Origin of the sequence: Mycolicibacterium arenosum (assembly GCF_024320865.1) — a bacterium.
Lineage (GTDB): Bacteria > Actinomycetota > Actinomycetes > Mycobacteriales > Mycobacteriaceae > Mycobacterium > Mycobacterium arenosum.
The window spans coordinates 18,258-31,667 of the sequence record NZ_JANDBD010000012.1; the positions used below are offsets into that span (position 1 = coordinate 18,258).

The 13,410-nt window shown below is 68.3% G+C and carries 12 protein-coding genes; 7 read left to right on the forward strand and 5 right to left on the reverse strand.

Translation table 11 applies throughout. The annotated features are described in order from the left end of the window. Window positions 1–35 precede the first annotated feature (35 nt). The 5 genes from fadD3 to NM203_RS25510 all read left to right on the forward strand — a co-directional run bounded on the left by fadD3 (window position 36) and on the right by NM203_RS25510 (window position 6,025). Window positions 36–1,577: a 3-((3aS,4S,7aS)-7a-methyl-1,5-dioxo-octahydro-1H-inden-4-yl)propanoate--CoA ligase FadD3 gene (fadD3, locus tag NM203_RS25490; protein WP_255063397.1), complete on the forward strand. Its 1,542-nt coding sequence runs from the start codon at window positions 36–38 to the stop codon at window positions 1,575–1,577. Beyond that, window positions 1,577–2,713, forward strand: a complete 1,137-nt coding sequence (locus NM203_RS25495; protein ID WP_255063398.1) for an acyl-CoA dehydrogenase family protein — start codon at window positions 1,577–1,579, stop codon at window positions 2,711–2,713. The genes fadD3 and NM203_RS25495 overlap by 1 nt, the downstream gene beginning before the upstream one ends. A 5-nt stretch (window positions 2,714–2,718) precedes the next feature. After that, window positions 2,719–3,702, forward strand: a complete 984-nt coding sequence (locus NM203_RS25500; protein WP_255063399.1) for an acyl-CoA dehydrogenase family protein — start codon at window positions 2,719–2,721, stop codon at window positions 3,700–3,702. After that, the gene (gene ipdE2 / locus NM203_RS25505; RefSeq protein WP_255063400.1) at window positions 3,699–4,640 is read left to right on the forward strand and encodes an acyl-CoA dehydrogenase IpdE2; all 942 of its coding nucleotides are present in this window, start codon (window positions 3,699–3,701) and stop codon (window positions 4,638–4,640) included. The genes NM203_RS25500 and ipdE2 overlap by 4 nt, the downstream gene beginning before the upstream one ends. 215 nt (window positions 4,641–4,855) lie before the next feature. Beyond that, window positions 4,856–6,025: a pyridoxal phosphate-dependent aminotransferase gene (locus NM203_RS25510; RefSeq protein ID WP_255063590.1), complete on the forward strand. Its 1,170-nt coding sequence runs from the start codon at window positions 4,856–4,858 to the stop codon at window positions 6,023–6,025. 608 nt (window positions 6,026–6,633) lie between these two features. On the opposite strand, the gene NM203_RS25515 is transcribed toward NM203_RS25510, so the two are convergent. Further along, the gene (locus tag NM203_RS25515; protein WP_255063401.1) at window positions 6,634–7,176 is read right to left on the reverse strand and encodes a TetR/AcrR family transcriptional regulator; all 543 of its coding nucleotides are present in this window, start codon (window positions 7,174–7,176) and stop codon (window positions 6,634–6,636) included. Window positions 7,177–7,249: 73 nt separating this feature from the next. On the opposite strand from NM203_RS25515, the gene NM203_RS25520 reads away from it, so the two are divergent. Together NM203_RS25520 and NM203_RS25525 are read left to right on the forward strand one after the other, a co-directional pair. Further along, on the forward strand, window positions 7,250–7,639 hold the full coding sequence (locus NM203_RS25520) for a hypothetical protein (protein WP_255063402.1): 390 nt from the start codon (window positions 7,250–7,252) through the stop codon (window positions 7,637–7,639). A 37-nt stretch (window positions 7,640–7,676) separates the two neighbouring features. Beyond that, complete coding sequence (locus tag NM203_RS25525) at window positions 7,677–8,447, forward strand: alpha/beta hydrolase (protein WP_255063403.1); 771 nt, start codon at window positions 7,677–7,679, stop codon at window positions 8,445–8,447. Window positions 8,448–8,503: 56 nt separating this feature from the next. Here NM203_RS25525 and NM203_RS25530 read toward each other — a convergent pair whose 3' ends face one another. The 4 genes from NM203_RS25530 to hsaD all read right to left on the reverse strand — a co-directional run bounded on the left by NM203_RS25530 (window position 8,504) and on the right by hsaD (window position 13,398). Beyond that, on the reverse strand, window positions 8,504–10,831 hold the full coding sequence (locus tag NM203_RS25530; RefSeq protein WP_255063404.1) for a putative bifunctional diguanylate cyclase/phosphodiesterase: 2,328 nt from the start codon (window positions 10,829–10,831) through the stop codon (window positions 8,504–8,506). Window positions 10,832–11,034: 203 nt separating this feature from the next. Beyond that, entirely contained in the window at window positions 11,035–11,601 is a 567-nt protein-coding gene (hsaB, locus tag NM203_RS25535) for a 3-hydroxy-9,10-secoandrosta-1,3,5(10)-triene-9,17-dione monooxygenase reductase subunit (protein WP_255063405.1), read from the reverse strand. 7 nt (window positions 11,602–11,608) lie between these two features. After that, window positions 11,609–12,508, reverse strand: a complete 900-nt coding sequence (gene hsaC, locus NM203_RS25540; protein WP_255063406.1) for an iron-dependent extradiol dioxygenase HsaC — start codon at window positions 12,506–12,508, stop codon at window positions 11,609–11,611. Further along, the gene (gene hsaD, locus NM203_RS25545; protein ID WP_255063407.1) at window positions 12,505–13,398 is read right to left on the reverse strand and encodes a 4,5:9,10-diseco-3-hydroxy-5,9,17-trioxoandrosta-1(10),2-diene-4-oate hydrolase; all 894 of its coding nucleotides are present in this window, start codon (window positions 13,396–13,398) and stop codon (window positions 12,505–12,507) included. The genes hsaC and hsaD overlap by 4 nt, the downstream gene beginning before the upstream one ends. Window positions 13,399–13,410 lie beyond the last annotated feature (12 nt).

Here is a 13,410-nt window from a genome sequence, read left to right on the forward strand (position 1 = left end):
ACCTACCAAGCACTTGCTTTGTTAGAGGAGAGTCGATGACGACGGAGCGCAGGACCATCCCCCGGGTCCTGGACCGGATCAGCGACGAGTTCTCCGCCCACGAAGCCCTGGTCACACCCGATCGGACCCTGACCTACGCCGACCTCAGAACCGAGGTCGTCCGCGCCGCCGCCGCGATGATCGACCTCGGCGTCGAGGCCGGCGACCGCGTCGCGATCTGGTCCCCGAACACCTGGCACTGGGTCGTCGCCTGCCTCGCCACGCACTACGCGGGCGCGGTGGTCGTGCCGCTCAACACCCGCTACACCGCGAGCGAGGCCACCGACATCCTGGCCAGAACCGCGGCCCCGCTGCTGATCGGAATGGGCAGGTTCCTCGGCGCCGACCGGACCGCCGAACTGGACCGCACCGCGCTGCCCGCGCTGCGGCACATCGTGCGGGTGCCGATCGAGACCGACGACGTGGCCGCCGCGACGTCATGGCACGAGTTCGTCGCCCGCGGGACCGATCTAGCCGCCGTCGAGGCGCGCGCAGCGGCGGTCACCCCCGACGACGTCTCCGACATCCTGTTCACATCCGGCACCACCGGCCGGAGCAAGGGCGTGCTGTGCGCCCACCGGCAGTCACTCGACGCACCCGCCGCGTGGGCCGCCTGCGGTGAGCTGACGAGCGCCGACCGCTATCTCTGCATCAACCCGTTCTTCCACAACTTCGGCTACAAGGCGGGCATCCTGTCGTGCCTGCAGAAGGGCGCCACGCTCATTCCGCAGCTGACGTTTGATCCCGAGCAGGCCATGCGCGCCGTGCAGGATCAGCGGATCACGGTGCTGCCCGGCCCGCCGACCATCTACCAGACACTGCTCGACCACCCCAAGCGCGGCGACTTCGACCTGACGTCCCTGCGGTTCGCCGTCACCGGTGCCGCCGTCGTGCCGGTGGTGCTGATCGAGCGCATGCAGTCCGAGCTGGACATCGACATCGTGCTGACGGCCTACGGCCTCACGGAGGCAAGCGGATTCGGAACCATGTGCCGAGCCGACGACGACGCCGTCACCGTCGCCACGACGTGCGGACGGCCCATCGCCGACTTCGAACTGCGCATCGACGGTGACGACGAGACCGGCGAGGTGCTGTTGCGCGGCCCCAATGTGATGCTGGGCTATCTCGACGATCCCGACGCCACGTCCGCCGCGATCGACGCCGACGGTTGGCTGCACACCGGTGACATCGGGAAGCTCGACGAGCGCGGCAATCTCAGCATCACCGACCGGCTCAAGGACATGTACATCTGCGGCGGGTTCAACGTGTACCCCGCCGAGATCGAACAGGTGCTGGCACGGCTCGACGGCGTCGCCGAGGCCGCCGTCATCGGTGTGCCAGACGACCGGCTCGGCGAGGTCGGCAAGGCGTTCGTCGTCGTCAAACCCGGCGCGCACCTGGACGAGGCGACGGTCATCGCCCACACCCGCGAGCACCTCGCGAACTTCAAGACCCCGCGTTCGGTGGCCTTCCTCGATGTGCTGCCCCGCAACCCTGGAGGAAAAGTGGTCAAACCGCAACTGCGAGAGCTGATCTAATGGATCTGCACTTCGACGACGACAGCGAGGCGTTTCGCGCCGAGGTTCGCGGGTTCCTCGCGGCCAACCGTGAGCACTTCCCGACGAAGTCCTACGACACCGCAGAGGGTTTCGCGCAGCACCGGGTCTGGGACAGGGTGCTGTTCGACGCCGGGCTCTCGGTGATCGCGTGGCCGGAGAAGTACGGCGGCCGGGATGCGTCGCTGTTGCAGTGGATCGTGTACGAGGAGGAGTACTTCCGCGCCGGTGCGCCGGGCCGGGCCAGCGCCAACGGCACCTCGATGCTGGGGCCAACGCTGTTCGCGCATGGCAGCGAGGAGCAACTGGACCGCGTGCTGCCGAAGATGGCCAGCGGCGACGAGATCTGGGCGCAGGCGTGGTCCGAGCCCGAATCGGGCAGCGACCTGGCGTCGCTGCGCTCGACCGCCACCAGGACCGACGGCGGCTGGAAGCTCAACGGCCAGAAGATCTGGAGCTCGCGAGCGGTGTTCGGGGACAGAGCCTTCGGGCTGTTCCGCTCGGATCCGGAGGCACAGCGCCACAAGGGCCTGACGTACGTCATGTTCGACCTGCACGCCGAGGGCGTGACCGTCCGGCCCATCGCCCAACTCGGCGGTGACACCGGCTTCGGCGAGATCTTCCTCGACGACGTCTTCGTGCCCGACGAGGACGTCATCGGCGGTGTGCACGACGGCTGGCGCGCGGCGATGAGCACGTCGAGCAACGAGCGCGGCATGTCGCTACGCAGCCCGGCCCGCTTCCTGGCACCGGCGGAACGGCTGGTCGCCGAATGGGACGAGCGCGGCCGCGTCGACGCCCACGCCGACCGCGTCGCCGACGCGTGGATCAAGGCGCAGGCCTACCGACTGCACACGTTCGGCACGGTGACACGGCTGGCCTCGGGTGGCGAACTCGGCGCCGAGTCGTCGATCACCAAGGTGTTCTGGTCCGAACTCGACGTCGCGTTGCACCAGACCGCGGTGGATCTGCGAGGTTCGGACGCCGAGCTCGTCGATCACTGGACCGAAGGCCTGCTATTCGCACTCGGTGGTCCGATCTACGCCGGCACCAACGAGATTCAGCGCAACATCATCGCGGAACGTCTGCTGGGACTGCCTCGCGAGAGTAAGGGGTAGCCGCAGTGAGATTCGATCTGGACGAACAGCAGCGCGACTTCGCGTCGAGCATCGACCGCGCGCTCGGCGCCGCCGATGTGCCCACCGCGGTGCGCGCATGGTCGACGGGCGACACGGGGCCGGGCCGTAAGGTGTGGTCGACGCTGACCGATCTGGGCGTGACGGCACTGATGGTGCCGGAGGAGTACGACGGCATCGGCGCGCACCCCGTCGACCTGGTGGTGGCCGCTGAGCGGCTCGGCTACTTCGGTGTCCCCGGCCCCGTCACGGAATCGGTTGCGGTGGCGCCGATCCTGCTCGCGACCGACGAGCGGGCGGGTGGCCTCGCGTCGGGCGAGTTGATCGCGACCGTCGCGTTTCCGCCGCACGTGCCGCGCGCCGTCGACGCCGACACCGCCGGACTGATCCTCGTGGCGGGCGACGGCGAGGTCCGCGACGGCGTCGCAGGCGACGTCCACGAGTCGGTCGACCCCGCCCGCCGGGTGGTCGACGTGGACGCTTCCGGTGACGCCCGCCCGGCCGATACCGCGCGGGCCTTCGAATTCGGCGCACTGGCGACCGCAGCGCAACTGGTGGGGGCGGGCCAGGCGATGCTCGACATGTCGGTGGAATACGCCAAGCAGCGAACGCAATTCGGCCGACTTATCGGTTCGTATCAGGCGATCAAACACACGCTGGCCGACGTCTACATCGCCGTCGAGATGGCGCGGCCGCTGGTGTACGGCGCGGCACTGTCGCTGGCCGACGATTCCCCGGACACCGCGCGCGACGTGAGCGCCGCAACCGCCGCCGCCGCGGATGCCGCACTGCTGTCGGCGCGTTCGTCGCTGCAGGCCCACGGCGCCATCGGCTACACCCAGGAGCACGACCTGTCGCTGCTGCTGTTGCGGGTGCAGGCGCTCCGCTCGGCGTGGGGTGACGCGACGTGGCACCGTCGCCGGGTGTTGGAAGCACTGTCCAGCTCGAGCCTGGAGGCCCTCTCATCGTGAACGAGGAACGGGAACTGCTGCGCGACACCGTCGCATCGCTGGTGGAGAAGCACGCCGGCCCCGAGGCCGTGCGCCGGGCGATGGAGTCCGAGCGCGGTTACGACGAGAAGCTGTGGACACTGCTGTGCGAGCAGGTCGGCGTCGCGGCGCTGGTGGTGCCCGAGGAACTCGGCGGGGCGGGCGGTGAACTCGCCGACGCCGCGGTGGTGATCGAGGAAATCGGCAAGGGCCTGGTGCCGACCCCGCTGCTCGGCACCACGCTGACCGAACTGGCGCTGCTAGCGGCCGACGAGCCGGACGGTGACACGCTCGAGGCCCTGGCTGCGGGCGCGTCGATCGGCGCGGTGGTGTTCGATCCCGACTACGTGCTCAACGGTGACGTCGCGGACGTCGTCGTCGCCGTCGAGGACGGAAAGCTCACGCGCTGGACGGGATTCACCGCACATCCCGTCACGTCGATGGACCCCACCCGGCGGCTCGGTCGCCTCGAGTCGAGCGCCACCGCCGCACTCGGCACCGACCCCGGCCTCGCCGACACCGCGGCCATCCTGCTCGCCGTCGAGCAGATCGGCGCGGCGAGCCGCTGCCTCGACCTGACCGTCGCCTACACCAAGGACCGTGTTCAGTTCGGGCGGCCGATCGGCAGCTTCCAGGCGCTGAAGCACCGGATGGCCGACCTGTACGTACTGGTGCAGTCGGCGCGCGCGGTCGTCAACGACGCCGTGGGAGCGCCCTCGCCGGCGTCGGCCGCGCTGGCGCGGGTATCGGCGAGCGAGGCGTTCACCGCCGTAGCTGCGGAATCCGTCCAGATGCACGGTGGCGTCGCCATCACGTGGGAGTACGACATCCAGCTGTACTTCAAACGCGCCCACGGCAGCGCCCAACTACTCGGCCCGCCCCGCGACTTCCTGCGTGCGCTCGAATCGGAAGTCCTCTAGTCGTCGCGCCCTTCCGCGAGCGTGCGTGTCTGTACCCCCAACACGCCGAACCCCGACGTGCCGTCACGCACTTTCGCGTTGAACCGTTTCAGCGCGAGCGTACGGCGACGGGCCCGCTCAGCCGGCGTGTCGGGGTACAGACACGCACGCTCGCCGGGGGCGGTTCTCCAGCGTGCTCATCGTGTCTGCAGACTAGCCTGGATTCGATGACCGAAATCGCCCAGCGAGTCGCGATCCGCGCCGGGATCCCGCCGTTCCACGTCATGGACGTGTGGCTGGCCGCAGCGGAGCGGCAACGCACACACGGCGACCTGGTCAACCTGTCGGCCGGCCAGCCCGCCGCTCCGGCCCCGGCCCCGGTCCGCGCCGCCGCGACGGAGGCGCTCACCAGCCACACGCTGGGATACACCGTCGCACTTGGCATTCCGGAGCTGCGCGAGGCCATTGCGCACAGCTATCAGGATCGCCACGGCATCACCGTCGACCCGGCCGACGTCGTCATCACGACGGGGTCGACCGGCGGATTCCTGCTGGCGTTTCTCGCGAGCTTCGACGTCGGCGACCGCGTCGCCGTGACCTCGCCCGGCTACCCCTGCTACCGCAACATCCTGTCCGCCCTCGGCTGCGAGGTCGTCGAGGTGCCGTGCGGACCCGACACGCGTTTCCAGCCGACAGTCGAGATGCTGGCCGCCCTCGATCCGCCGGTGCGGGGTCTGGTGATCGCGAGCCCGGCCAACCCCACCGGCACCGTTCTTCCGCCCGCCGAACTGGCGGCCATCGCGACGTGGTGCGACGACAACGACGTGCAACTGGTGAGCGACGAGATCTACCACGGCCTGGTGTATCCCGGTGCGCCCGAGACCAGTTGCGCCTGGGAGACATCGCGCCGCGCGTTCGTCGTCAACAGCTTCTCGAAGTACTTCGCGATGACGGGCTGGCGGCTCGGCTGGCTCCTGGTGCCGCAGCCGCTGCTCCGCGCCGTCGATCGCCTCACCGGGAACTTCTCCATCTGCCCGCCGACGCTGCCGCAGTTGGCCGCCGTCGCCGCCTTCACCCCGGAGTCGCTGGCCGAAGCCGAGGGGCTCGTCGAGCAGTACGCGGTCAACCGGGAGCGTCTGCTCGCCGGCTTGCCCGCGATCGGGCTGCCGCGGCTGGCCCCGGCCGACGGCGCGTTCTACGTCTACGCCGACATCTCCGACTACTCGACCGACTCGCTCGCGTTCTGCGCGAAGTTACTTGCCGATACCGGTGTGGCGATCGCGCCGGGCGTCGACTTCGACACCGTGCACGGCGGCGCGTACGTCCGGCTCTCCTTCGCCGGATCGTCGGCTGAGATAGACGACGCGTTGCGGCGCATTGGCCCGTGGCTGGCAAGCGTCAATTGAGCGAATGTCCGAGGGATGATGACGACGCCGCCGCGGTGGCGTCGGGCTTCGGTCGGCTGCGGGGGTTCCGCAGCGGTGGCGTCGGGCTTCGGTCCGCGCGGAGCCTTTGGAGCGCCCCAGCAGCCGGGCTCCGCATTCGACGAGTGCCGCCCACAGGGCGAATTGAACAATGCCTAGAAGGATGAGGGGCCAGAGGAGGCCCGTGAAGGCCGCCAGCAGCAACCGTGAATTCCCGCTCTGCTGAATGAGTTTGACTCGGATGCCCATCGCGATGGCACTGGCCAGGCCGACGAGAAAGCCCAACGCATACACCGCAAGCAACGCATCACCGGTCAACGTCGTTCATCCGTCCCCGCGGGTCGACAACCGGCGTCGTTCGGACCGCCTCCCGACGCGTGATCCGATGCCACGTCCCACCCCCGTCCGGCGGCCAAGTCGGCCATCTGATGATGCCTGCTCGCAACCGTGGGCGAGCACTTCAGCAAACTTTCATCACGGTGCACCCAACACCCGGAACGTACCCTAAAGTATACTTACTCCAGAGTCAATTAGCTTCACTAGACGGATCCCCGGCGCCGTACGCGCCGTCCCCGGCTGACGGCCCAGCGCTAGTTCAACCGCAACCCGAGTGCGACGGCGGCGCGATCAGCGGCGGCCGCACCGGCGAGTTGACGGACGAGCAGCACGCCGTCGACCAGGGCCACGGTGGCCTCCGCTTCCGCGCGACGACGGTGCGGATCGCCGCTGAAGAACTCGGACAGCCAGCCGACCCAACCCTGCATGAGCTGGCCGGCGAGATCCCCGAACGGTTCGAGACCAGCCGCGGCCAAGCCGCATGCCTCGAAGTACACGGCGAAGAGCGGTTCGAACTCCTTGCGCGACAACACCGGTAGCGCCGCCCGAGCCAAGTGTCGATGATCCTCGGCAGCGTCGGTGAAGGCGGAGCCGAGAGCAACTTGGAGCCGCTCGCCCACCTGAATCAGCACGTCCGTGACGAGCTGATTCTTCGTCGGGAAGTAGTACACGATGATTCGGTCGCTCACCCCGAGCCGCTTGGCCAACGTCCCGAAGGTGAGTCGGCTCACACCGTCATCCAGTGCGGCCTCCACGGCGCCGTCGAGGATGTCGTCCCGCGTGTGCTTGTGTCCCATCGGGGGTTGATTGTAGTTGTCGCTACACATATGGTTTTGTAGTCATCACTACAAACCGATTACAGGAGCCGCCATGACGACCACCGCACCCGATCCGACCGCCGCTCGAGCTGCCGTCCTGGCCATTTCGGTCGGCCGCATCTTCGCCGGCGGACTGTCGTGGGCGAGCCCCCGCCACTCGTGGCGCCTGTTCGGCCTCGGGCCGATGAACACCAGCGACAGTTCGAGCATCACCTCCCGACTGTTCGGCGTCCGCGACGTCGCGCTGGGGCTGGCCGCCCAACACCCCGACCCGAACGTCAAGCGACTCGCGCTGCGGGCCGGCATCGTGATCGACGCAGCCGACGTCGCAGGGAACCTCCTCGCCGTGCGAGCGGGCGCGCCCAAGACGAGCCTGCTGGGGGTTGCGGCCGGCGCCGGCCTCTTCGTCGGCCTCGGCGCCTTCGCGTTGGCCCAGCAGTAGGCCGACCCGAACCCGAGGCATCGCTTAACGTCGGGTCATGCCATTCCTCGAAACCGACGACGGTCGCGCCTACTACCGGCACTGGGCCGCCGAGGCACCCCACGCGGCCGTCATCTTCCTGCACGGCTTCGGCGAGCACACCGGCGTCTACCACCGGTACGGCTTCGCGCTCAACGCCGCGGGTATCGACCTCTGGGCCGTCGACCAGTTCGGTCACGGCCTGACCGCAGGCGACCGCGGGGACTTCACGACCCTGGAGGCCAGCATCGGGCTCGGCGACGAGCTCGCACGTCTCGCGGCAGCGGCATCGCCCGGCATTCCGCTTGTCGTCCAAGGACACTCGTTCGGTGCGGTGGCGACGCTGTGGAAGCTGGTCCAGGACGCCGGACCGTACCGGGCCGCCGTGGTGTCCGGCGCTCCCCTGGTGCCGGTGGCGGGTCTCGTCGACGCCGACAGCACGTTCGAGATCGCGCCCAGCCAGCTGTCAGCCGACCCGTTCTACCTCGACCAGATGGAGAACGATCCCCTGGCGTTCGTCGACGCCGACGGCGGGCCGCTCGCGCGTGAACTCGATCGCGGCTGGGACGCCTTCGGCGCGACATTGCCGAACCTCACGCTGCCGACGCTCGCAGTGCACGGCACTAACGATCCGATCGCCCCGATCGGCGCGGTGCGCGCCTACGCCGAGCAGATTCCCGCGTTGTCACTGTTCGAGCTGGCCGGTGGCGGCCACGACATCCTCAACGACGTCACCCACCGCGAGGTGGCGGCCAGGATCGCGGAGTTCGTCGACCAGCACGTGGGCTGAAGCATCCACAGGGGTTGTGCACACTGTGGATGAATAACAGCGGTGTAATTCGACCCTCAGCGCCGGAGGTGCACGTCGCCGTGTGTGGCGTCCAGCCAGTGGTCGAGTTCGTCGGCCGGTAACGGCGGGCAGTGCACGTGCCCCTGCGTGATGTCGCAGCCGTAACGCCGCAGCGCGTCGAGGGTCTCGTTGTCCTCCACGCCCTCCGCGACCAACGACGCGCCGAGGCTGTGCGCCAGCGCCACCGTAGAGCGGACGATGGCGATCGATCGCGGTTCGTTCGCGAGCCCTTCGACGAACACGCCGTCGAGTTTCAGCTCGTCCACGGTCATCTCCTGCAACCGGGCCAGCGACGACCATCCGGTGCCGAAGTCGTCGATCGACAGTTTGACGCCGAGCTTCTTCAGCGCATCGCCGACGCTGCGCGAACGCGCGCGTTCGGAGATGAGCATGCCCTCGGTGATCTCGAGGATCAACGCATCAGCGGGCACGCCGTGGCAGTCCAGACGATCCCCGATGTGAGCGACCAGGTCGACGTCGAGCAGGTTGGTCACCGACAGGTTGACGGCGACCGCCAGGTCGTCGTGCGTCTCGCGCCACCGGCGCACCTGTGTGAGCGCGAGGTCGAGCACGGTGTTCGTCAGCGGGCGCATCAACCCGCCGCGTTCGGCGAGGTGCAGGAACGCATCGGGCGTCAGCAGGCCACGGGTGGGATGTTGCCAGCGCACCAGCGCCTCGACGCTGTGCACGCCGCCGTCGGACCGCACCTTCGGCTGGTAGTGGCAGGTCAGCTGGCCGCCCTCGATCGCCAGTCGCAGTTCGTCGATGGTGCGGCGTTCGTCGATGCGCAGCGACTCGTGTCCGGTGTCGTAGACCGCGACCCGAACCGGCGACCCCTTGGCCAGATACATGGCGATGTCAGCGCATTGGAGCAGGTCCTCCGGACGGCGACAGTGCAACGGGCACAGGGCGATACCCACGCTCGCATCGACCTGGACGGTGATGGCCGAGAGGTGGAACGGTTCGCTCAGGGTGTCCACGATTCGCGCCGCGATCGCTTCCGCGGTCGACAGGTCGACGCCCGCCGGAAGCAGCACGGCGAACTCGTCACCACCCACCCGTGCCAGCAGATCCTCGGACCGCACCGTCTGCGAGAGTCGGTCGGCCACCCGGCGCAGCAGTTCGTCCCCGACATGGTGTCCCAGGGAGTCGTTGACACCCTTGAACCGATCGAGGTCGAGCACCAGTAGTCCCGGTCCCGCCTGGTCGCTGTCGCTCTCCGAGAACGCGAACGACGCGGCGGTCAGCGCCGTCGACATCGCCCGGCGGTTCGCCAGCAGGGTGAGATCGTCGGTCATGGCGTGGCGGTGGCTGTCGGCCAGCAGGCTGACCTCCCTGAAGGCCACGGCGAGGCGGGCGGTGACCGCGAGCAGGCCGCACGCGGCCAGCACGATCGCGACTCGGGGCACACCGGCGTCGTAACTGAGCACCAGCAGACCGATCAGCACGGCCGTGGCCACGAGTTGGGGAACCCCGTTGCGCTGCAGCGCCCCGAGCGCGTGCGTCCGCCGCGCACCGGGCGCCAGCCAGCTGGCGGCAGCCAACAGCAGGGCCGCCGCGGGCCGCAGCGCATCGGTCCAGCTGCCGCGAACGTAGGTGCCGTCGGCGACGTAGACCATGAAGAGCACATCGGCGATCGCGTACAGCACGAACCCGGCCAGGAGCAGACCCCAGCGCCGATCGGCGCCCCAGCCCAGCAGCGACAGCGCGCAGGCGGCCAGCGCGACCAGCATGAGATCTCCGGCCGGGAACGCCAGCGCCAGCACGACCGCCAGCGGGGAACCGTTGGTCGCCGCGCTGTACGGGCCGAATGCCACAGCCGCCAGCGCGGCCACTGCAAAGCCCGCGATGAGCGCGTCCAGCCCCAGCGCAATCGGTAGCCGCCGCAACCGCGCCCGCAACAAGAGCAACAAGCCGGCGAACAGCAGGGGGTAGAAACACAGCCAGAGCGGGCGCCACGCCGGCAGTAACCCGAACGCCGGGTACAGCATGTTGCGGACCGCCGGGATGAGCATGCCGCCGGCGATCAGGGCCCACGCCCACCGGTCGTCGGGGCGGAGTCGAACGCGTGCGAAGACGGCGATCGAGGCGCCCAGCATCAGCGCGGGGTACAACCACCCACCCACCGACTTCGCCGTCACGCTACTGTCCGGCAGCACCGCCGTCAGGGCATGCACCGCGACGCCTACCAGCAGTATCAACAGCGCGGAGCGGACGCCGCGGGGCACCGGCGTCGAATGAACCCCGGACCGAAACACCCCGGAGGCGCTCACCGGGTCGCTCGTCGACCGCGAGACCGACGTCGCCGTGTGCAACAACTGCATACCGGCTCCTCGACTCGAACTCGGGCGACGTATCGCACACTTGATCCCGGCGTTTGCCGAGACCACGATCACAGGCGAGCGAAGTGGGTCACGTGGAACCACGTCAGCTGGCGGAAACCGCTCTCAGTGTACGGATGCGCGTCGCTCCAAGCGAACTACTCGACGGCGTTCACAGATTCGCTAGATTCGCGCCTCGAGGGCGGCTACAGCCAGGTGTCGGCCGTCGTCGTGGTGAGGAACGCCTCGAGATCGTCGCGCCAGTGCGCCGGAGTGTTCTTATCGGGCTCGATGCCCGTGTACTCGCCGCGGTAGAACAGCAGCGGGCGGGGCTTCTTCTTCGGCACCTCCGACAGCGAGTGCACCGCACCGAACACCACGAAGTGGTCACCGCCGTCGTGCACCGAGTGCACCGTGCAGTCGATGTGAGCCAGGGTGTCGTCGAGGATCGGCGAACCGAGTTGCGACGGACTCCAGTCGATCCCCTTGAACTTGTCCGGCTCCTTGGACCCGAACTGCGCAGACACGTGCTGCTGCTTCTCGTGCAGCACGTTGACGCAGAACTTTCCGCTGGCCTCGATGGCCTGCCACGACCGCGACTGCTTGGTCGGGCAGAACAGCACCAGCGGCGGATCGAGCGACAGCGCCGCGAACGACTGGCAGGCGAAACCGATCGGCTCGCCGTCGTGCACCGTCGTGATGATCGTGATGCCGGTACAGAACTGGCCGAGCACGTGCCGGAACGTGCGGGGGTCGAATTCGGTCGCAGCCACTGCGGACCTACTTGAAGCCGACGCTGAAGTCGTGACCCCACAGGCTGACCGCCGTGCTTTCGCGAGCCACCCAGTTCTCGTCTTCGACTTCGAGTCCCTCGCAACCGAACTCGATGTCGAACCCGCCCGGAGTCTTCATGTAGAACGACAGCATCTTGTCGTTGACGTGGCGGCCCAGGGTCGCCGACATCTTCACCTTGCGTCGCAGCGCCCGGTCGAGGCAGAGGCCGACGTCGTCGGCCTCTCCGACTTCGACCATGAGATGGACGATGCCACTGGGGGTTTCACCCGGCATGAACGCGAGGCTGTGGTGGCGCGGGTTGACGCCGAGGAAGCGCAGCCAGGCGGGCGGACCGTCAGCCGGTCTGCCGACCAGTTGCGGGGGCAGTTTCATCGAGTCGCGGAGGCTGAACCCGAGCACGTCGCGATAGAAGTGCAGCGTCTCCGCGTCGTCGCGGGTCGTCAGGACGACGTGGCCCAGGCCCTGCTCCTCGGTGACGAACTTGTGCCCGTAGGGGCTGACGACGCGACGGTGCTCGAGAGCCACACCGTGGAACACCTCGAGCGTGTTGCCCGACGGGTCGTCGAACGTGATCATCTCGTCGACGCGACGGTCCGCCAACTCAGCCGCGGTGGCCTCCTTGTACGGCACGCCCTGGACGTCCAGCCGATTCCGGATCTCCTGCAGACCAGCGGCGTTCGCGGCCTCCCAGCCGGACTGCAACAAGCGGTCGTTGTCGCCGGGGACGATCACCAGGCGAGCCGGGTGCTCGTCCATCCGCAAGTAGAGCGCACCGTCAGTGACCCCCGACCCTTCGACCATGCCGAGGACCTTGAGCCCGTACTCGCGCCACGCCCCGACGTCGGTGCTCTCGATGCGCAGATACCCCAGTGACCGGATGCTCATTTCCTACCGCCCTTGAGGAAATCGGATGCCAGCTTGTTGAACTCGTCGAACTTCTCCAGCTGCGCCCAGTGGCCGCACTGCCCGAAGACGTGCAACTGCACGCGCGGAATCTGCTTGAGCGCCACCAGGGCGCCGTCGAGCGGGTTGACCCGGTCCTCACGACCCCAGATCAGGAGCACCGGCTGACGCAGCTTGTACACCTCGCGCCACATCATCCCGAGCTCGAAGTCCGCACCCGCGAACGACTTTCCCATCGCCTTGGTGGCGGCGATCGACTCCGGCCGACTGGCGATCGCGAACCGCTCGTCGATCAGCTCCTCGGTGATGAGACTCTGGTCGAAAACCATGATGCGCAGGAACTTCTCGATGTTCTCACGGGTCGGTTCGACGGTGAACCTGCCGAGCAGCTTGACGCCCTCGGTGGGATCGGGCGCGAACAGGTTCATCGACAGGCCGCCCGGGCCCATCAGTATCAGCCGGCCCGCCCGCTTCGGATTGTCGAGCGCGAACCGCACCGCGGTGCCGCCGCCCAGCGAATTACCCAGCAGTGCAGCGCGTTCGATGCCGAGATGGTCGAACAGGTTCAGCAGCGCGGTCGCGCTGTACCGGTTGTACTGCTCGTGCTCGGTGTGCTTGTCGGATAGCCCGTAACCGGGCTGGTCGACGGCCAGCACGTGGAAGTCCTGCGCCAGCACGGCGATGTTCTTGGAGAAGTTCGACCAGCTGGATGCACCCGGTCCACCACCGTGCAGCAGCACGATCGTCTCCGAATTGCCCACGCCCGCTTCGTGGTAGTGCAGCCGCATGTCCTCACGGACCTGCGCGTACCGGGAGGTCGACTCGAACGTGATCTCCTGCTGCTGAGCAGTCTCCTGTGCGAACGACGTCATCGGCCTCTCCCG

Coding starts and splice junctions, on each gene's coding strand:
- NM203_RS25515 (WP_255063401.1), bottom strand. CDS start 7,176: ATGGGACACAAGCACACGCGGGACGACATCCTCGACGGCGCCGTGGAG.
- NM203_RS25520 (WP_255063402.1), top strand. CDS start 7,250: ATGACGACCACCGCACCCGATCCGACCGCCGCTCGAGCTGCCGTCCTG.
- NM203_RS25530 (WP_255063404.1), bottom strand. CDS start 10,831: ATGCAGTTGTTGCACACGGCGACGTCGGTCTCGCGGTCGACGAGCGAC.
- hsaC (WP_255063406.1), bottom strand. CDS start 12,508: ATGAGCATCCGGTCACTGGGGTATCTGCGCATCGAGAGCACCGACGTC.
- hsaD (WP_255063407.1), bottom strand. CDS start 13,398: ATGACGTCGTTCGCACAGGAGACTGCTCAGCAGCAGGAGATCACGTTC.
- NM203_RS25495 (WP_255063398.1), top strand. CDS start 1,577: ATGGATCTGCACTTCGACGACGACAGCGAGGCGTTTCGCGCCGAGGTT.
- fadD3 (WP_255063397.1), top strand. CDS start 36: ATGACGACGGAGCGCAGGACCATCCCCCGGGTCCTGGACCGGATCAGC.
- NM203_RS25525 (WP_255063403.1), top strand. CDS start 7,677: ATGCCATTCCTCGAAACCGACGACGGTCGCGCCTACTACCGGCACTGG.